This is a genomic window from Streptomyces sp. NPDC006879 (assembly GCF_042869595.1).
In the GTDB taxonomy this organism is placed as follows: Bacteria; Actinomycetota; Actinomycetes; order Streptomycetales; family Streptomycetaceae; genus Streptomyces.
The window spans coordinates 121,151-140,047 of record NZ_JBIAGC010000010.1 but is presented as its reverse complement, the minus strand read 5'-3'; the positions used below and the strand labels follow the sequence as shown (position 1 = coordinate 140,047).

General features: G+C 68.5%; 15 protein-coding genes. 6 read left to right on the top strand and 9 right to left on the bottom strand.

Translation table 11 applies throughout. The features are described 5' to 3' along the window. Nucleotides 1–321 precede the first annotated feature (321 nt). Nucleotides 322–1,251 (top strand): hypothetical protein, encoded by a 930-nt coding sequence (locus ACFYMC_RS11165; RefSeq protein WP_388522197.1) that lies wholly within the window; start codon nt 322–324, stop codon nt 1,249–1,251. On the opposite strand, the gene ACFYMC_RS11160 is transcribed toward ACFYMC_RS11165, so the two are convergent. Further along, nucleotides 1,248–2,237 (bottom strand): DNA-methyltransferase, encoded by a 990-nt coding sequence (locus ACFYMC_RS11160; RefSeq protein ID WP_388522194.1) that lies wholly within the window; start codon nt 2,235–2,237, stop codon nt 1,248–1,250. The two genes, ACFYMC_RS11165 and ACFYMC_RS11160, sit on opposite strands and share 4 nt — an antisense overlap. An 885-nt stretch (nt 2,238–3,122) precedes the next feature. Here ACFYMC_RS11160 and ACFYMC_RS11155 point away from each other — a divergent pair. After that, nucleotides 3,123–3,761, top strand: a complete 639-nt coding sequence (locus ACFYMC_RS11155) for a hypothetical protein (protein WP_388522191.1) — start codon at nt 3,123–3,125, stop codon at nt 3,759–3,761. A 38-nt stretch (nt 3,762–3,799) separates the two neighbouring features. Here the strand turns inward: ACFYMC_RS11155 and ACFYMC_RS11150 are convergent, their stop codons facing one another. Both ACFYMC_RS11150 and ACFYMC_RS11145 read right to left on the bottom strand, forming a co-directional pair. Beyond that, on the bottom strand, nt 3,800–4,885 hold the full coding sequence (locus ACFYMC_RS11150) for an NAD(P)H-dependent flavin oxidoreductase (protein ID WP_388522188.1): 1,086 nt from the start codon (nt 4,883–4,885) through the stop codon (nt 3,800–3,802). Then, complete coding sequence (locus ACFYMC_RS11145) at nt 4,882–5,496, bottom strand: flavodoxin family protein (RefSeq protein ID WP_388522185.1); 615 nt, start codon at nt 5,494–5,496, stop codon at nt 4,882–4,884. Before ACFYMC_RS11145 ends, ACFYMC_RS11150 begins: the two co-directional genes overlap by 4 nt. Before the next feature lie 119 nt (nt 5,497–5,615). On the opposite strand from ACFYMC_RS11145, the gene ACFYMC_RS11140 reads away from it, so the two are divergent. After that, complete coding sequence (locus ACFYMC_RS11140; protein ID WP_388522182.1) at nt 5,616–6,218, top strand: TetR/AcrR family transcriptional regulator; 603 nt, start codon at nt 5,616–5,618, stop codon at nt 6,216–6,218. Between the two features lie 37 nt (nt 6,219–6,255). Here the strand turns inward: ACFYMC_RS11140 and ACFYMC_RS11135 are convergent, their stop codons facing one another. Then, the gene (locus tag ACFYMC_RS11135; RefSeq protein WP_388522179.1) at nt 6,256–7,734 is read right to left on the bottom strand and encodes a SulP family inorganic anion transporter; all 1,479 of its coding nucleotides are present in this window, start codon (nt 7,732–7,734) and stop codon (nt 6,256–6,258) included. A 415-nt stretch (nt 7,735–8,149) separates the two neighbouring features. Here ACFYMC_RS11135 and ACFYMC_RS11130 point away from each other — a divergent pair, with 415 nt between their 5' ends. Further along, nucleotides 8,150–8,569, top strand: coding sequence for a MerR family transcriptional regulator (locus ACFYMC_RS11130; protein WP_388522177.1), 420 nt, complete (start codon nt 8,150–8,152; stop codon nt 8,567–8,569). A 14-nt stretch (nt 8,570–8,583) separates the two neighbouring features. Here the strand turns inward: ACFYMC_RS11130 and ACFYMC_RS11125 are convergent, their stop codons facing one another. After that, nucleotides 8,584–9,042: an SRPBCC domain-containing protein gene (locus ACFYMC_RS11125; RefSeq protein ID WP_388522174.1), complete on the bottom strand. Its 459-nt coding sequence runs from the start codon at nt 9,040–9,042 to the stop codon at nt 8,584–8,586. Continuing rightward, complete coding sequence (locus tag ACFYMC_RS11120; protein WP_388522171.1) at nt 9,039–9,350, bottom strand: ArsR/SmtB family transcription factor; 312 nt, start codon at nt 9,348–9,350, stop codon at nt 9,039–9,041. The genes ACFYMC_RS11125 and ACFYMC_RS11120 overlap by 4 nt, the downstream gene beginning before the upstream one ends. A gap of 95 nt (nt 9,351–9,445) precedes the next feature. On the opposite strand from ACFYMC_RS11120, the gene ACFYMC_RS11115 reads away from it, so the two are divergent. Further along, nucleotides 9,446–9,862, top strand: a complete 417-nt coding sequence (locus tag ACFYMC_RS11115) for an SRPBCC domain-containing protein (protein WP_388522169.1) — start codon at nt 9,446–9,448, stop codon at nt 9,860–9,862. Nucleotides 9,863–9,916: 54 nt separating this feature from the next. After that, nucleotides 9,917–11,014: a sulfite oxidase gene (locus ACFYMC_RS11110; RefSeq protein WP_388522166.1), complete on the top strand. Its 1,098-nt coding sequence runs from the start codon at nt 9,917–9,919 to the stop codon at nt 11,012–11,014. A gap of 18 nt (nt 11,015–11,032) precedes the next feature. On the opposite strand, the gene ACFYMC_RS11105 is transcribed toward ACFYMC_RS11110, so the two are convergent. From ACFYMC_RS11105 to ACFYMC_RS11095, 3 genes are all read right to left on the bottom strand, one after another. Then, nucleotides 11,033–15,916: a DNA repair ATPase gene (locus ACFYMC_RS11105; RefSeq protein WP_388522164.1), complete on the bottom strand. Its 4,884-nt coding sequence runs from the start codon at nt 15,914–15,916 to the stop codon at nt 11,033–11,035. A 151-nt stretch (nt 15,917–16,067) separates the two neighbouring features. Next, nucleotides 16,068–18,125: a flotillin family protein gene (locus ACFYMC_RS11100; RefSeq protein WP_388522161.1), complete on the bottom strand. Its 2,058-nt coding sequence runs from the start codon at nt 18,123–18,125 to the stop codon at nt 16,068–16,070. 46 nt (nt 18,126–18,171) lie between these two features. After that, nucleotides 18,172–18,789, bottom strand: a complete 618-nt coding sequence (locus ACFYMC_RS11095; RefSeq protein WP_388522158.1) for a hypothetical protein — start codon at nt 18,787–18,789, stop codon at nt 18,172–18,174. Nucleotides 18,790–18,897: the final 108 nt, after the last annotated feature.

The following is an 18,897-nucleotide window of genomic DNA, read 5'->3' as shown; positions in this document are numbered from 1 at the left end:
CCGCCCGGGGTGAAGCCCAAGTTCACAGCGGCATGCTGCATGGCCGTGAGGTGTTTGGTCAGCAGCCGCTGTGCTCAGATGGTCAGCCGTCGCGGGTGTGCAGGGCTCAGCCCACGACGGGCACGACCGAAGCGAGTAACGGAACGTCCACCACCCCTCGCCGGCCCCTCGCCGTGTTCTTGCCTCTACCCACGGCCTGAGGATGCCCTCGCCTTGCGACGTACCGCGTCTGACGCTACGCGCTGATCCACCGCAGATTGCGGGACAGCCCTTGACTAAGATCATCTGCGGCAGCGCAAGCGAGGCAGATAGGCAGGGGGCGTGTCTGATATGGCGGCATCGCGGCAAAGGGGCCGGGTCTTCCCTATCGTAGAAACCTACGGTTATCCTTACGACTCGGATACGCCCGAGGCTCAAGCAGCGCAGGAAGAATGCTACTGCCCCTTCTCCGACAAAGCGTGTGAGAAGAAGAGGCAGTACAGGTTTGGCTACTGCTCCGTGACGTATCAGGCCGAATGGGATCAAGCGCAGCACACATACGCCGTATGCGACCACAGGCTTGACGGCATGCCAACCGAATTGGCGATGCGTGATTATTTCGGCGACCAACCCGCCCGCTTGATATCAGAGGTCACCGTCACCCAGCGACCGAGGCTGAATCTTGACTACGTAGCCTATACGAAAAATTCTAGCCGCCCCGGAGATATCACAGCAATCGCCATCGAAACACAAGCAATCGACCTACGGGGCGGGGGCGTGGGACCTGCCTTCGCGGCTTGGGAAGCTGGCGAGCCAGACAAGTGGCGGGAGTATTTCACCCGGGAGGCTGCCGAAAAGGGTCGACCGGACAAGGTCAATTACGGAGTAAACACAAGCAACGTACACAAAAGACTCGGCACGCAAGTTGCGGAAAAAGGGACTCGCCTGGAGCGAATTTCCGTTCCTCTCTACGTTGTGATGCAGCAGAAAATCCTGGAACAGCTCAGGTCGCGAGTTAATTTCGCGGAGCTGAGTAATTCCGACCCCTGGAATATTACTTTCATGGGGTTCGACTATGATGGAAAACTGCTAGCGGATGGTCGACTCGCCATGTCACACAGCGAGACTGTTCGGACCAACGTCGAGGAGTACACACGGGCGATGTTCTCAGGCGGGGAATCCTCCATAACCCGGAGTGACTTCGTAGCAAAGGTGAAGCGCAAGGCTGCTGCTCAGGTCCGGCAACGTCAGGACGGCCTTCGCCTCTTCTAGAAGAGTGCCTCCTCGCAGTGCTCAACATCCGCGGTAGCAGGTTCCTGTTCGTTGGCCACGAGTCCGCCCGTAATGTTCCGGCGTGCAGACGCAGAGAAGTGCGAAGCGATCTCGAATCCGATGGCCCTCCTCCCATTCTGCACAGCGACAGAAAGAGCACGCCCTGTGCCGCAGAAGGGGTCCAAGACAAGGCCTCCAGGTGGGCACGAGCTAAGGATCCTCGGTTCAATTAGCTTGACAGGAAACGTGGCTGAGTGACCGTCAGAACCAGGAGCTGCGTTCACAGTCACGACATCGCGTGCACCGACTTCCACTGCCGACATGTCGTAGTAGTACTTGGCCCGCCCTTCTTTGGGGCGCTTCACGAAGTGAAAGAAGTGCTCATGCGCCAAACGGAGTCGATCCTTTTCCGGGCGTGGCGGTACGTTGCGCTTCTCCCAGATAAGGTCGTTTCGCAAGATCCACCGATTTTCCTGCATGGCAATAGCGAAGCGTGCAGGAATGAGAAGAAGTTGCTTTTCTTGGCGAAACCCCCCCATGGGGGTCTTCCGCCGCATGCGCGGATTGTCTCCCAGTCCTTGCCGGCCATCCATCCTGATGCTAGACCAGCGTGCAAAGTACGTATCACCAATGTTCACCCAAAGGCTTCCTCCTGGCTTTAGCGCAGCTGCACCCCGCTGAAAAAAGTCGGCAAGGTTGGATACGTACCACTCAGGCAACGGCTCCATACCCAGGCAACCGCCATGCAGTCGGTACCAGTCGTAGGGTGGGGGCTCCTCTTTGCTCCCTCCTTCATCTAGCCACTCCTGCAAGATGTCTTCATTATGACTCAGGCCGTAGGTTCGGAGCCCCCAGTAAGGGGGGGAAGTGATTATCAGGTCAACAGACTCGCTTGCAAGCTTCCCCATTAGGTCGTAGGCGTCTCCCTCAAGCACCTCAGCAACGCAGTCCTGACGCGGGATTGAGGCCGCCTGCGAACTTTCCATACCCACGACTCCCTATCGCTTCCTTCATGCACGTGAGGGGAAATTCTAGCATCGTTTGATGCTAACCGCGGCGAAACATGATGAAAACCAATACCTGATTCCACCTAGATCCCAACTCCCGCCAACTAAACATCATCGAAACGTAGGCCAGTTTTCGCAAAATTGAGACTCCCGCCTGCGGCGGTATGCACGTCGCCTCATCGCAGCTCACCAGGAAGATCCACCATGAATCGATGTGAGCCTGCAAACCACGCAACTCGGCTTCGAAACGCCAGCGGTCGGTCCACAAAAGACTGACGCCTAATTCGGCTCAACTCTTTGCGTAACTGGACCTGAGCACCGCGCAGGAAATCTTCACCCATGCGTAGCGACCAAGACTCCCACGCTGAGTTTCCTCCAGATCAGCGCCGGCGGCGGGAGTCGGCAGACGTCTACTTCAACACCTTTACCAGCATTACGTTCCACCACCTCGCAGCAGAGGCTCCAGGCGCGCCCTCGCGGAGCTACTGCGGCGACTCGACGCCGTGGTCGTAGTCCCGGGCGAGTCGGTGATTCCCCGCCGGGAGGACGGCCGAGACGGACTATCAGTGGTGACGACCGACGCGTTCCCGTAGTGCCCGCCCTGACAGGCGCAGAGATCACCGAGGCCTTCTGGGCCTCCTTGGAGACGAAGAAGGCCTGCGAAGAGGGCCTGGATCCTCCGAGTGACGAAGATCCCTGACGATGTCATTGGCGTTTCAACACCGGAGCCAACGCCCTGGCCGATCAACAACCGCCATTATGAGTGGAGTTGCGGAGTCGAGGGATGGAAGGATGATCACTTGACGCCGCCCCGCCGTCTGGGCGGCGTAGAGCCACGGGTGTCCCTCGGCGAAAGGTGCGCTGATGAGGCGTGAGAGCAACGGCCGTCCCACCCCCACCGACCGCGCTCCGCGCAGGAAGCCGCACGCCTGGCTGGGGACGATGTTCCGCGACCTGGCGCACTGGCTGGCGCGCCGACCCGTGCGCGTGCCCGAGGGGTTCCGTGCCCTCCCCCACTCAGCGGATGCGCGCATGGCGATCTGGGCCGTGACCGCCGCGGACGTCGTGGCCAGCGTCGCGGTCGATGCGATGGTTCCGCCCGCCTACCGGCCCCTCCATCTGGTGTGGGTGGCCTCCACCCTGTTGCTGACCTTCGGGTTCTGCGCCATGACGGCTCGCACCCCGCACCTTCTCGACCACCAGGTCCTGAGGCTGCGCACCGGCCCGCTGCGGGAGTTGACCGTCCCGCTGGCCGCCATACGCACGGCGAAGGCAGCACATGGCGTGGTGCAGGGGCACGGACTGCGAAGCGACCTCACCGATGCCGAGGTGGCTGCCTGTTCGGTGAGTAGCGCCACCACCGTCCTGATCGAACTGGACCAGGCGCTGCCGGTGCCGCTCAGGCGGGGCGGCCGGGCCATAGCCACCCGTATCCGGTGCACAGCTGACCAGCCGGCCGAGGCCGCACGGCTGATCAGGGAGGCGGCGGCGCGGACGCGCTGAGCCCGGCAATGCCCTGTCGCACTTCCGTGGCCGTGGGATCAGCCTTTGCCCGTACGGCACTTGGCGAGCTCCGCCACCAGTTGGTCCAGGTACTCCCGTGCGGTGCGGGAGGTGCCCGACAGGGCGGCGGCCTGCCCGGCCCAGAGGCTGGCGCGGTCGGCCCTGCCCTGGGAGATGGCAGCCGCCCTGATGGGGCGCATCAGGGCGTTCTGTACCGGGTAGGCCGGCACCTCGTCCTCATGTGCGGCCAGGTCCCGGACGAAAGCGTTGGGGATTCCCCGGGCGGTGCGACCCGAGAAGAGCCTGGTGAGCACCGTGGTGCGGGCCTCGGGTCCGCCCAACGCTCGCTTGTGCACGGCGCTGGCGCCGGACTCCGTGGTGGCGAGGAAGCCGGTGCCGATCTGCACGCCGTCGGCGCCGAGGGTCAGGGCGGCGGCGATGCCGCGACCGTCGGCGATGCCGCCGGCCGCGATCACGGGGACCGAGAGCGCGTCGGCCACCTGCGGCACCAGCGAGAACGTGCCGACCAGGGACTCCCTGACCGGACGCAGGAACGCTCCCCGGTGGCCGCCGGCGTCGCTGCCGGAGGCCACCACGGCGTCCATCCCGGCGGCTTCCAGCGCGAGGGCTTCCTCGACCGTGGTCGCCGTGCCGATCAGGGCGATGCCCCGAGCGTGTGCCGCTTCGACCAGGTCCCGGGGCGGAACTCCCATCACGAAGCTCACGACGGGTGGTCGGGCGGCGAGCAGGGCGGCTGCCTGGGCTTGGAACGCTGGGTGGGCAAGGGCTTCGGCGGGCGGGGGTCCAGGCACCCCGAGCTCTTCGTAGTACGGGCGCAACCGCTCGGTGTGAGCGGCTAGTTCGGCAGTGTCGGGCGGGGCGCCGCGCTCTTCGTCCTGCGGTACCCAGAGGTTCACGGCGAAGGGGCGGCTGGTGGCGGACCGGATCTGCGCGACCAGCGGGCCGATGGCCCGCGGCTCCAGGACGTGGGCGCCGTAGGAGCCGAGACCGCCGCCCTCGGATACCGCGGCGGCCAGTTCCACCGAGGACAGCCCGCCGCCGAACGGGCCTTGGATGAGCGGGTGTTCGATGCCCAGCAGGGCGCTGAGCCGGCTGGTGCTCATGCCGTGGCCAGGGTGGACGCCCCGGTACGGCCGTGGACGAACCGCAGCGCGGTCTGCGCGACCCGCTGTCCGAGGTGCCGAGCGGTACGCAGGTCAGCGTCGCCGGGTGCGAGATCGGGGCCCTGGTCGGCTGGGGACTGTGCCATGGCACCCGTGAAGGCACCCAGGCGGTTGATGTCTCGCGGGTCGCCGTTCGAGGAGTAGATCCAGCCGGGCAGCAGGCCGAGCGAGATCCAGTGCATGCCGTGTTGGCCCGCCAGGACGGCCATGGAGACGAGGGCGCTGTCCTTGTTGCCGTTGAGGGCGGCCGAGTTGGTGAATCCGGCCGCCAGTTTGTCCTGCCAGCCGCGTTCGGCCCAGATCGGGGCGCTGGCCTCGGCGAACCGTTGGAAGCCGGCGGAGGTGCTGCCCATGTAGGTGGGCGAGCCGAAGATGACGGCTTCAGCGCCGTCGATGGCGTCCCAGAGTTCCTCGTCCAGGGTGCTGACGTCGCGCAGGTCGGCACGGACGCCGAGGACCGAGTCGACGCCTTCGGCGACCGCGGTGGCTTGGCGGGCGGTGTGCCCGTAGCCGCTGTGGTAGGCGATGACGACGGAGAGGGGTTCGGACATGGGGGCTCCAGGAGTGGGGGCGGGCGCTGGTGCCCGCCGCTCCTCAGGAGAGTAGACGACCGGTCAACTAAAAAGCCACCAGGCGCAGCGAAATAGTTGACCGGCCATATACTCAGCTCATGGGACGCACCAGCACCGCCCGCGAGAGGCTCCTCGAAACCACCGGGGAACTGATGCACAGCCGTAGCTACGCAAGCCTCGGCGTTGCGGAGATCTGCGCCGAGGCCGGGGTGAAGAAAGGAAGTTTTTACCACTTCTTCGAGTCGAAGCAGGCCCTCACCGCGGCCGTTGCCACCTCCTACTGGCAGGACCAGCGCGCTTGCTGGACCGCCGCACTGGCCGGCCCCGAGCCGGCGCTCTCCAGGCTCCAGCGGCTCCTGACCGCGCTGACCTCGGCCCAACGGGCCCGCAAGGAGACGACCGGGGCGGTGGACGGCTGCCTGCTGGGCAACCTCGCCCTGGAGCTCAGCAACACGGAGCCCGACGTTCGGGCCTGCCTGGACCAGGCCTTCGCCGAGCAGACCGCGCTCATCGCCGCGACCATCGAAGAGGCCGCGGCCGAGGGCACCGTCCCCCGCGGGCGCGCCACCACCGCCACCGCCCGCGCGGTGATCGCCCAACTCGAGGGCCTGGTGCTGTTCGCCAAGCTCAAGAACGATCCGACGGTGCTCGACACCCTCTGGTCGGACACCTTGCTCCTCCTCGGCGCCCGGCAGGGCTGACCGCCCGACGGCGAACCGTCCGGCGGGTTGGCGTCGATCAGTGCCCCGCGGAGAGTTCGCCGCTGAGGGTCTTGTGGAGCTCGGCACTGGGCTTGTTCAGCCCGATGATCTCCACGCTCTTGCCGCGCTGCGCGTAGCGGTGCTCGATCGCGTCCAGTGCCGCCACCGAGGAGGCGTCCCAGATGTGCGCGGAAGAGAGGTCGACGACCACCTTGGAGGGGTCGCCCGCGTAGTCGAAACGGCCGACCAGGTCGTTCGAGGAGGCGAAGAAGAGCTCACCGGTGACCCGGTAGACCACGTGGCTGCCGTCGGGGTCGAGGACGGAGGTGACGTCGGCGAGGTGCGCGACCCGCTTGGCGAAGATCACCATGGCGGTGACGGAGCCGACGACCACGCCGATCGCGAGGTTGTGCGTGGCGACCACGCAGGCCACGGTGACCACCATGACCAGGAGCTCGCCGAGCGGCATCCGGCGGATGGTCTTGGGGGCGACGGAGTGCCAGTCGAAGGTCGCGAAACAGACCATGATCATCACCGCGACCAGGGCGGCCATCGGAATGTCGGAGACCAACGGCCCGAAGGAGATGCACAGCACCATCAGGAAGGCACCGGCCAGGAAGGTGGACAGGCGGGTCCGCGCACCGGACACCTTGACGTTGATCATCGTCTGACCGATCATCGCGCAGCCGCCCATGCCACCGAAGAAACCGGTGACGATGTTGGCGATGCCCTGCCCGATCGACTCGCGCGTCTTGGAGGAACGGGTCTCAGTGATCTCGTCGACCAGCTTGGCGGTCATCAACGACTCCATGAGGCCGACCAGGGCCATGGCGAAGGCGTAAGGCGCGATGATCTTGAGGGTTTCCACGGTGAACGGCACGTCAGGCAGACCGGGCACCGGCAGCGAGGAGGGCAGCTTGCCCTCGTCACCCACGGTGGGAACGGCGATGCCGGCGCCCACGGTGATCGCGGTCAGGATGACGATGGACACCAGCGGGGCCGGGACCACGTTGGTGACCTTGGGGAAGAAGACCATCAGCGCCAGCCCGCCGAGGATCAGCGGGTACACGGCGAAGGGCACATCGCTCATCGCGGGCACCTGCGCCATGAAGATCAAGATGGCCAGGGAGTTGACGAACCCCACCATCACCGAGCGGGGGACGAACCGCATCAGTTTCGCCACGCCCAGCGCGCCCAGGGCGATCTGGAAGACGCCGGCCAGGATGACGGCGGCCACCAGGTAGCCCAGTCCATGGTCGCGGTTCAGCGGGGCGATCACCAGCGCCACCGCTCCGGTCGCCGCCGTGATCATCGCTGCCCGGCCACCGACGAAGGCGATCACGACCGCCATGGTGAAGGAGGCGAAGAGGCCGATCGCGGGATCGACCCCAGCGATGATCGAGAAGGAGATCGCCTCCGGAATCAGGGCGAGCGCGACGACGAGACCGGCCAGCACCTCGGTCCGGAACACCTTTGGCGAGAGCCAGGTCGGACGAGGCAGGGAGAGAGTAGGCAAGGCAGGAGGACCTGTCGTGTTCGGGCGCACCCGGGGGAACGCGCGTGGACACGCGGAGCAGCCAAGCGGCACCCCGCGGAGCACCCGCGCAGGGCGGGCGGAAGTCTTCGGGAGACGGAGCGGCGAGCACCGGCAGTGCTGGACGCCGAACCGTCGGCATCAGCGCTACGTCACGGCGGGCAAGTGGCGGAGCCGGGCGCCGGATAGGTGCGCACGCTGTCCCCTTGCAGAATGTCGACGGGCCGTCCGCCGGGAGCGTCGTCGACCCCGGCGCACCGTACGGACCCGGAGGCCCGCGGCGATGGTGAGGGCGTCACGAGACCACCCTCGACCGCAGCAACTCTACCCTAACGTTAGAGTAGAGATCAGTGCGGTCCCCCGGCCGCCGCCACAGAAGCGAGAGGATCCGGGCCGCGTGGACTTTGAGCACATGCAGATCGGCGAGGTGGCCGCGCGTACCGAGCTGTCCCTGCGCACGATCCGGCACTACGAGGAGTCCGGGCTGGTCACGCCCTCCGCCCGGAGCCAGGGCGGGTTCCGGCTGTACACCGAGACGGACGTACAGCGACTGATGGTGATCCGGCGCATGAAGCCGCTCGGCTTCTCCCTCGACCAGATGCGTGACCTGCTCGACGCCACGGACCGGCTTGACGCGGCCGGGCCCGGCGCGACCGGGGAACGTGCGGAACTGATCGAACGGATCAGCGTTTTCGAGCGGGACGCCAGCGCCCGGGTGGCTGACCTGCGCGAGCAGCTGGCCCGGGCGGAGGACTTCGCCTCGACCTTGCGCACCCGCCTGGTGCAGGGCGTACAGGCCGACTTCGTCGCCGGCTGAGGGAGGCGGCGCGCTCAGCCCCCGGGCTGCTGCATCCATCCGTCCGGTCCCGGGTTCCCGCCCTCGGCGCGCTGGCAGAGCCGGCCCAGATAGTGGCGCCAGCCCTCAGCGTGCGCCTCGCACGCCCCGGAGGAGGGGAGCCCGCTGTGCACGAGGCGCAGCAAGGTGCCGTCCCCGTCGGGCTCCAGGGTGATCTCCACCGTGCTGGAGCCGGGTGGCACCGGCGTCGGGCCGCCCTCCCAGCCCCAGGTGAGGACGAGCCGTTCGGGGGGCTCCACGACCAGGAAGCGCCCGGAGGCGATGTGTTCCCCGTTGACCCTGGTGCGGTAGGAGCCGCCGGGTACGAAGGAGAACGCGCCGTCGGCGCCCATCCAGGACAGCCATTTGTCCCGGTCGGTGAAGAAGTCGAACACCGTCTCCGGGCTTGCCCTGATGTGCCGTTCGAGGGTGACGGTGAAGTTGGGAGTCGTCATGACGCATCTCCGGCCTCTTCGGCCTCTTCGGCCAGCTTGGCCAGGGTGTCGAGCTTGGCTGCCCACATGGACTGGAGGTAGTCGGCGAGCGGGCCCAGCGCTTCCCGGTCGGCCCGGTAGAAGCGCCTGGTCCCGTCCTTGCGCAAGGTGACCAGGTGGGTGTCACGTAGGACCTTCAGGTGCTGGGAGACTGCGCCGAAGGTGACGTTGAAGCGGGCGGCTATCTCGCCCGCGGAGAGCTCCTCGTCCCAGATCAGCCGGAGTATCTCGCGCCGCCTGGGTTCCGCTATGACCTGAACCGCGTCCATGGGGGAATTTTAGTCCAGCCTCCAGCTTGCCCCTCCACGGAGAGTTATTTTAGTCTGAACTTAAGTAAATTCCCTCGCACCACCGGGAGGACGCCATGGCCGCGATCACCTACGAAACCGAGATCGCCACCGCGCCGGCCCGCGTCCTGGAGGCGCTCAACACCCACGAAGGGCTCACCGGCTGGTGGACCACCGGTGTGAACCGCAAGGGCGAGATCCTGTTCTTCGACTTCCCCGGCGTGCCCGAGCCCTTCCAACTCCGCCGCGACCGCGCCGACGAAGAGCGCGTGGTCTGGCTCAGCGTGGGCGCCTTCCCGCCGCACTGGGCCGGCACCACCATCAGCTGGGACCTCACCGAGACGTCCGGAGGCACCCGGGTGGCCTTCTCCCACAGCGGCTTCCCGGACGGGGAGAGCGAGATCCCGATGATCAGCGAGACCTGGGGTCAGCTGATGACCCGGCTGAAGCACTACGCCGAGAGCGGCACACCGGACCCCCTGTTCACGCCCTGACCACCAGAGGCGGTGCGAGATGCCCCGGGGAGGGGCCCGCGCGAGGATGGGGGGATGGACCCGAGATCGCTCAGCCAGATCAGCGGCGCGGCGCGGGTGGCCGAGTCGGGGGAGGGCATCAGCGAAGAGGAACTCGCGCTGGCGACCCGCAACCACGGGCTGCCCCTGGAGGCCCTGCGTTACGAGGTCACGCCCCCCGGTTTGCACTATGTGCTGGTCCACTACGACATCCCGGCCGCACCGGCCGACTGGCGGCTCACCGTCGGCGGCGAGGTCCGCAATCCGCTGGCCATGGACATGGCGGAGCTCACCGCGCTGCCCGCGGTCACCCGGCGCGTCACGATGGAGTGCGCCGGCAACGGGCGCGCCCTCTTGGCCCCCCGGCCGATCAGTCAGCCCTGGCTGGTGGAGGCTGTGGGCACAACCGACTGGACGGGGGTCCCGTTGCGGGCCGTCCTCGCCGAGGCCGGCCCGTCGCCGGGGAGCGTGGAGGCCGTGTTCACGGGCGCCGACCACGGTGTCGAACGGGGCGTGGAGCAGGACTACCAGCGCAGTCTGCCGCTGCCGGTGGACGCGGACGTGCTGTTGGCCTTCGAGATGAACGGACAACCGCTACCGCCCCAGCACGGTCATCCACTGCGGTTGATCGTCCCCGGCTGGTACGGAATGGCGCATGTGAAATGGCTGCGGGACATCTCAGTGGTGGACACCGCGTTCACCGGTTTCCAGCAGTCCGTCGCCTACCGCTACCGACAACACCCCGAGGACGCCGGCGAACCGGTGACCCGGATCGCGCCACGGGCCCTGATGGTCCCGCCGGGCTTCCCCGACTTCCTCACGCGCACCCGGATCGTGCCCGCCGGCCCAGTCCGGTTGGAAGGCCGGACCTGGTCGGGCTTCGGGCCCGTCACCCAGGTGACGCTCAGTTCCGACGGAGGGCGCAGTTGGACCCTCGCCGAGGTGACCCCACCAGGGGCACACCGCAAGGCCTGGCAGGCCTGGCGGGCGCAGTGGACGGCCACGCCCGGACACCACACCCTGACCGTCCGGGCGTTCGACGCGGAAGGTCACGCCCAGCCCCTCGAACAGCCTTGGAACCGAGGTGGTTTCGGCAACAACATGGTCCAGCGGGTGCCAGTGTTCTGCCGGTGACCTCCGCGCCACCGTGGGTCAGGCGCCCCGGGTGGGGTCGGATCCGGTGCGGGGCGGCCTCGCCAAGCGGTGGCGGGGGTCGCCAGCACGGGTGATGGCGGACTCCACCGCGGCCACCCGGTCAGCGAGGAGTCCCAGCGCGGCCACCGCACGGGCCAGCGGGTCCTCGGTCCGGCCACCGAGTGCCTGGGTCCGCACGTAGGCTGCCTTGACCGCTTCCCAGCGCAGCGCCTGCTCCCGGGTGAGGGTGCCGCGCAGTTCGGCGAGTTTGAGGAGGTTGGCCTCCGCCCCGGAGGTGAGGGTCTGGGCCTCGCCCGTGTAGTGGTCGTCGACGACCGCGGTCAGTTCCGCGGCGTTCATCACCGGGTCGATCCGGGCCACGATCTTGTTCATGTTGCGGTACGAGCCTTGCAGCAGGAATGGCGGCTCCGTGCGGGTGGCGTCGCTCCGGGCAGCCGAGGCGATGTACGCCTCGTTGACCGCCAGGACCGTCCGACGGGCGGTCAACAGGTGGCGCAGCACCGCGAGGACCTGCTCCAGTTCGGCCGGCGGGTAGGGGTGCGCCAGGCGGTCGGCCCGGGCCGCCGGGTCCCGTTCGGCCAGACGTAGCAGCAGGTCGAGGTCGGCGCGTTCCCGACCGGCGAGCGGGGCGAGTACGGGGTGGGAGGTCAGGGCGTTCTCGATGAAGCTGACCGCGAAGGCGTCCTCCTTGCCGGTCAGGACGTCGCCGAGGTTCCAGACGTCGGCGCGGTTGGCGAGCATGTCCGGGATACGAAAGCGCTGGCCGGACTCGGTGTAGGGGTTGCCGGCCATGCAGACCGCGAAGCGCTTGCCGCGCAGGTCGTAGGTGCGCGCTCGGCCGTTCCAGACGCCCTCCATCCGGCGGGTGGCGTCGCACAGCGAGATGAACTTCTGGAGCAGCTCCGGCGAGGTGTGCTGGATGTCGTCGAGGTAGAGCAGGGTGTTGTTGCCGGCCTCAAGAGCGAAGTTGATCTTCTCGACCTCTTGCCGGGCCGTGGCGTTCGGTGCCTCGTCCGGATCGAGCGAGGTGACCGCGTGCCCGAGCGCCGGGCCGTTGACCTTGACCAGGACCAGGCCGAGGCGGTCGGCCACGTACTCCATCAGCGTCGTCTTGCCGTAGCCCGGCGGGGAGACGAGCAGCAGCAGGCCGTTGCTGTCGGTGCGCTTCGAATCGCCCGCGGTACCGAGCTGCTTGGCCAGGTTGTCCCCGATCAGGGGGAGGCAGACCTCGTCCAGGAGCCGGCTCCGGACGAAAGCCGACATGACCTCCGGCCGGTAGTCGTCCAGCCGCAGCCGGGTGCGCTCCGAGGCAACCAGCGCGGTGCGCCGCCGCTGGTAGTCGCGGAACCCCGCCACCGTGTCGGCGGTGAACGCCCTGGTGCGGGTGAGCAGTTCGTCGATGCGGACGGTCAAGGTACGGCCGGCGATGCGCGGATGCCGGCCAAGCAGCCCCTCGACCCGCAGGGTCAAGGCCGCGTCCGAGTCGTAGCGGGCGAGCCCACCGCAGAGTTCGACGGCCACCGCCTCGGCCAGGTCGCCGACGCTCACGTCCTCGCCGGACGCGGACGTGTACGCGCCCAACCAGGCCTCCACGACCTGTTGCCGGTCCGCGGGCTCTTCGAGCGCGCACAGGCTCTCCTGGTACGCCGCGGTGTCCAGCGCACGGCGGAACTTCTCCAGCAGGGTGCGCGCGGTGGCGCTGGTGACGAACCCCTCCGGGCTGCCCGCCAGCTCCTCGAAGAGATACTCGGCGGCAACCGGCCCATCGTCGCCGCCCATGGCCCGGGCCAGCTCCCCCTGGAAGTCGGTGATCGCAGTCACCAGCCCGAAGGTGTCGCGGGCTCGGGCCAGCGAAGCGGCTCGGCCGGCCCAGCGCGTGCGGCTCTCGGCGGTCGTACGGTGCTCCCAGAAGAGCTGCGCCGCTGCGCGCGCCTTCGGCGGGTAGCGCAGCAGCCCGGCGTTCTGGTGCAGCTCCAGCAGCGCGGTCAGGATGACGGTGGCGTCGTGGTCGTGGACGCCCCTTTCGTAGCCCTCGTCCAGGGCTGCCTCGGCGGCCTGGCGGACGAGGGGCGGCAGGTCCGCGGCGGCCAGTGCCTCGGGACCGTGCTCAGCGAGCAGCCGGACCGCGAGGAACTCCGCGCGGTACACCTCGTGGTTCTCCGAGGGGAGTGTCTGCCCCCAGAATCGACGGGTGGCGGTGAATTCGGGGTCGGTGACCGGGGAGCGGTAGTCGGTGCCGGTCAGGGCGAAGGCCAACTCCTCGCCCTGCGGCACCAAGGTGAGCTCCAGCGGCTGGGTGTTGACCGCGAACCGATGGCGGCCCAGGCGGAGCGTCCGGCCGCCGTCCGCGTACAACTCCGTGCGGTCGCGCAGGGCCCGGACGGCTCCCTGGCGGGCCGACTTGATGCGGCCGTCGAGTTCCTCCGCCCTGGTCCGCTCACCGATTTCGCGCAGTTCCTCGGCGGTGCGTCGGACCTTGGCCACCATCGGGTCCGAGGCGAAGAAGGTGCTGACCTCGTCAGGGTCGGCCAAGGTGGCGGCCCCACGGGTGACGGTCTCCAGGACCCGGGCGGCGGATTCGGCGAGCCGTTCGGCGCGGCGGGCCCGGTCGTCCTGGAGGGTCTGGCGGCGGGCGGAGAACGCCTCGTACACCTCGGTGCGCTTGGCGGCCAGTTCGGTGAGGAAGCCCTCTGAGTCCGCGAACCTGGATTCCAGGTCCTCCACGCGCAGCAGCAGCCTGGAGAGCTGCTCCTCACAACCCTCGGGCGTGTCCGCGGCGGCGAGCGCCCCGGTGACGGCCTGGCCGAGCAGAGCGGACTCCGCGGCGAACTCGGCCCGCCCTTCCTGGGAGAGGAGTTCTCGTCGACGGGCATCGAGGAGGGCGCGCACACGGTTGACCCCGCCGAGGACTGCGGCGATCCGCCCCAGGATGGCGGTACGGACGGTGGTGTCGCCGATGTCGAGGCCGGTGACCACTTCGGTGACGTTGCCCAGGCCCTCGGTCAGCTCGTCCAGCCGGGCGGCCAGTGGGGCGGCCTCAGCGGTGCTGGCCACCGCGCCGGCTTCCTCGGCGAGCCGCTCGACGTCCGCGTGGTAGGGGGCGAAGGCGTCCGGACGCTCCAGGAAGGCCACCGCGCGGCCAGCGAAGGAGGCGATGTCGTGCTCCACGTCGACGGCCAGCGCGTCGATGCGGTCGGTGTCGGCGTACCGCATCTCCTTGAGCGTGAGCAGGTGCCCCTGGGCGCGGCGCAGCTCGGTGAGCCGGTCCACCCAGTCGCCGGTGTCCGCCGGCGCCTCGCCGCGGATGCGACGGACCAGGGAAGCGACCTGCATGGCCGCCTCGCCCAGGGCGTCGGCGGCGCGCCGGGTCAGGGTCTGCACCGTGCGGAACTCGGCCAGCACCTGGGTGGCGGTGGCACGGACTTCCTCCAGCGGGCCGCTCAGGTCACCTACGGCCGGGTCAGCGAGCCAGTGGTGGTGGTCGGCGGCCCGCACGCAGGCGGCGACGAGGCTCTCGTACACCTCGGTGCCCGGCGGCATATCGCGCACGCCGGCGGCGATCGACAGGCAGTCGGAGATACCGCGGACCAGGTCGGCGTTGCCGAGCCGGGCCAGCTCGCCGGCGCCAGTAGGGCGGGCGGCGGCGTGGGTGTCGCTGACGTACGGGGAGCTCCATCGCTGGACGGGGTGCACCCGGGCGGGCTCGGCGGCGTCGGCGCGCAGCACCAGCAGGGTGCCGTCGTCGAAGAGGGCGTGGCCGTGGCAGGCGAGCGGGCTGGCGAGCTCCTTGCGGATGAGGTTGTAGGAGAGGAGCAGGCTACGGCCGGTGGCGCGGGCGTGGAAGACGTAGAGCACGTCCTCACCGTTGGGTGAGCGCACGGCCCGCTCGAACTCCAGGGCCGACTGCAGCTCCGCGTCGGTGTCGAAGGTCCTGGCGGTGCCCGTGGCCAGGTGGTAGCCATCGGGGAAGACGATTCCCTGGTCCTCGGGGAGCCGACGCACGGCCCGGCCGATGCCATCCAGTCGGACCACGGTGCCGGTGGTGGCGCTGTGCACCAGGTACCGGTGGGTCTCCTCCTTGTACGGGCGCACCCGCAGCAGGGTCAGCGGGCCCACCCCGGCGTACTCGATGTCGGCGTCGGCGAGGGACTGCAGCGCCTCCTCGACCGGCTCCGAGTAGATCCCCTGCGCGGTCTCCGTGTCGTCCTCGGCCTTGACGGTGAGGGTGCCACCGACCATGGCCACATAGACCCGGCCCTCGATGGACACGTGCGGGTGGCGGCCCAGGACGTGGTCCTCGCGGGCTGCGGTGGTCCACTCGACCTCGTGGGAGGGCGGGAAGACGTGGTCGCGTTCACCGCGCGCGTCCAGGAAGGCCACGGATCCGTCCGCCGCCAGGGTCCAGCGCAGGACCTTGATGTCCTCGCTCTTCTCCCCGGTCTGGAAGACGGCGAGGATCTTGCCGTCGAGACGGCGCAGTTGGAGGAGCCGGGTCTGTCGGTAGTAGCGGTGCAGGGCGGCGAACTCACGGACGAAATCGGGGTCGTCCAGCAGCCCTGGGACGGCCTGCGGCGGCAGCGGGTTCAGCTCGCGGTCGTGGAGCGCGAAGACGTCGCCGACGGAGGTCTCGGGTCCGCGCCCCGGCACCAGGTTGTAGCCGAACAGGAGGCTGTCGCCGACGGCCAGGACGTCCCGGGGCACGCAGCCGACCTCGGTGTGGATGCGCCCGGTGCCTTCGAGCGCCAGGCCGGTGGAACCGAACTCCTCGACGCGGCGGGTGTTGAGGGTTTCGGCGCGCCGGGCCAGCTCGGCGGCCTGTGCGGCGAGCCGGTCCCGCAGCACCTCGTAGGTGCCCGCGTCCATGGTCGGCGTGCTGGTCATGGTGTGGCTCCCTGCGAGTGCGTGCGGTGTCGGCGGGGTTCGGCTGCTGGTGTGCGGCGGGCGCGGGTGGGTCCCGCCCCCGCCGCCCCGTGCCGGCGGGGGCGGGGGAGACCGGGGCCGCCGCCCCGTGCCGGCGGCCCCGGAAGGGGTGTCAGACCTTGGCCGTCCCGTTGAGGCCGGCGCCCAGCTGCGCGATCGGAAGGTCGGCGATCCCCAACTTCCCTGCCTTGTCAAGGAGTTCGCCAAGCTGACCGGAAGGCGCGCCGGTCCCCTGCATCAGCTTCATCAGCAGCGCGGAAACCGTGAGGTTCTGCACGTCGGCGGTAGAGGCCGAGCTCAGGACGCGGGTCAGGTCCTCGGTGAAGTCCGAGGTTCCGTCGAGCCACGGCTTGGCGAGGGTCTGCGCGGTGTCGGAGTGCTGCACGAAGGCGTCCACGCCCTTGCCGAGGGAGATCGAGGACATCAGGCGGTCGAAGAAGACGGAGTCCCCGCCGACGATGCTGATGTCGGCCTTCTCCAGGCCTGCCGTGACGACCATCGCCTGCGCTTCGGCCACCTGCCGCTGGACTTCGAGGCCGGCCAGCTTGACCTCCTTCTCCGCCTCCAGCCGCAGCCGGTACTCCTCGTGGGTACGGGAGGCCTCGTCGAGGGCGGCCATCGCGGCGGCCTTCTCGGTCAGACCCGCGGCTTCCGCCTTCAGCTTCTCGCCGATGGCCTCGGCATCCGCCAGGGCCTGCGCCCGGGTACCGGCCGCCTGGGCCTTCAGCCGCGCCTCGGTGGCTTCGGCTTCCGCCAGCCCCGCCTTCTCGATGACGTCGGCTTCCTTGTCGCGGACCTGCACGGCGGCGAGCCCGGGTGCTGCCGCTTCGGCCTGGGTGCCTTCGGCGAGCCGCAGCTTGGCCTGGGCGTCGAGATCGGCGGCCTTGACCCTGGCCTCGGCGAGGGTGATCTCTTCGGCCGCTCGGTGCACCGCGGCCTGCTCGGCGGCCTCCGCAGCCTTGATGTCCTTGACGAGCCTTTCCTGCGCCTCGGCCTCGGCCGCGATGACCACGGCCTGCCGGTTGCGCTCGGCCTCCTCCACGGCCCGCAGCCGCTTGATGGACTCCTCCTGTTCGGCGACCGTGCGGTCCACCGCGACCCGCTCCCGGATGACCTCTGCGATGTCCCGGCGCTCGGCCTCGACCTCCTTCTCAGCCGAGATGCGCGTCAGGGAGGTCTCCCGATCCCGGGCGATGACTTCCAGCTGACGGTCCTTCTCGATGCGCTCGGTCTCGATGGCGATGACCCGCTCGCGGTTCTTCTCCGCCACCGCGACTTCACGGGCCTGGTTCTCGCGCTGCACGCCGAGCTGTTCCTCGGTCCGCAGGAAGGCGCTCTGCGCGCGCAGCCGCTCTTCCTCCTGGACCCGCTGGGTCTCGGCCTCTTCGCGGGCCCGGACGGTCTCGATCTCCCGGCGCTGCTTGATCTCCGCGTCGGCCTGCCGGCGCTCCAGTTCGAGGATGGCTTCCCGGGCGTCGACGTTCTGCCGGGTGATCTCCTTCTCCTCGGTGCGCTGGAACTCGTTGGTCCGCACGTGCTCGATGGCGGTCAGTTCGGTGATCTTGCGGATGCCCTGGGCGTCCAGGATGTTGGAGGAGTCCAGTTGCTGGAGCGGAGTCTGCTCCAGGTAGTCGATGGCCGCGTCCTCCAGGCTGTAGCCGTTGAGGTCGGTACCGATGACCTCGATGATGCGGTCCCGGAGTTCCTCGCGCTTGGTGTAGAGGTCGGCGAAGTCGAGTTGCTTGCCGACTGTCTTGAGGGCTTCGGAGAACTTGGCGTTGAACAGTTCCTGCAAGGTGGCCTTGTCACTGGCCCGGGCGGTCCCGATGGCCTGCGCGACCTTGATGACGTCCTCGACGGTCTTGTTGACCCGGACGAAGAAGGAGATCCGGATGTCCGCGCGGATGTTGTCCCGGCAGATCAAGCCGTCCTGGCCGGTCCTGCTGATATCGATGGTCTTCACCGAGATGTCCATGACCTCGGCCTTGTGCAGCACGGGCAGCACGACCTGACCGGTGAAGGTGACGTCGACCTTCCGCATCTTGGAGACGATCAGTGCCTTGCCCTGTTCGACCTTGCGGAAGAGCCGGCTGACCACGAAGAGCAAGCCGACCGCGATGAGCAGGACAACGGCGATGAGCACGCCGATGCCCAAGGAGATGGCATCCATGGTGAAGTCCTAGCGGTGGAGGTGTGCTGAAGGGTGGAGCGGGCGCTCAGCGGGCGGTGCGGGGATCGAGCGCGCTGTCATAGGGCGCGACCCAGAAGAACTCGCCGGCTTCGTCGTAGGCGTACAACAGCCCGGTGCTACCGAGCGTCAGCGAGTCGCCGTCCCCGCTCTGGCGGACCTGGAGGAGCGCGGTGGACCCGTCCCGTGCTGCCGCCTCGGCCTGACCGAACTGCTGGTCCACCCGCCCGGTGCGGATGGTGCAGGTCAGTCCGAGGAAGTCCTCTCGAAAGTGCTCGGGCTGCACGGCCAGGCGGCTGGCCAGGGGACGGAGCAGTAACAGGCTCACGCACCAGGCAAGGAAGAGGGAGAGCAGCAGGACTGCGGTGGCCGCGGCGGCGTACATCGACCCCTCGATTCCGGAGCGGTGCAGCAGGATGCTCCCGGTGAGGCTGGTGAACCAGGCGAGGGCGTTCATCAGGGACACGGCGACCGCCACCGGGACGCCCTCGGCCGTCCCCAGCAGGTTGCCGTCCACGTCGCCGTCGAAGGCGTCGTGCTCGACCGCCCCGCAGAGCACCAGCAGCCAGAAGCCCACGGTCACGATCAGCACGGTGCTGAAGAGGACCGCCGGAAAACCGCACGAGGCCTCTAGGAACTCGTTCACCGTTCTCCCCCTCTTGCTCCGTCTGCTGGCTCGGTCCACTTGCTCGGTTCCCTGCCCCGGGCCAGGCAATGGCAGCTTTGATGCCGGGGAGCGTTTCCACCCCCCGGC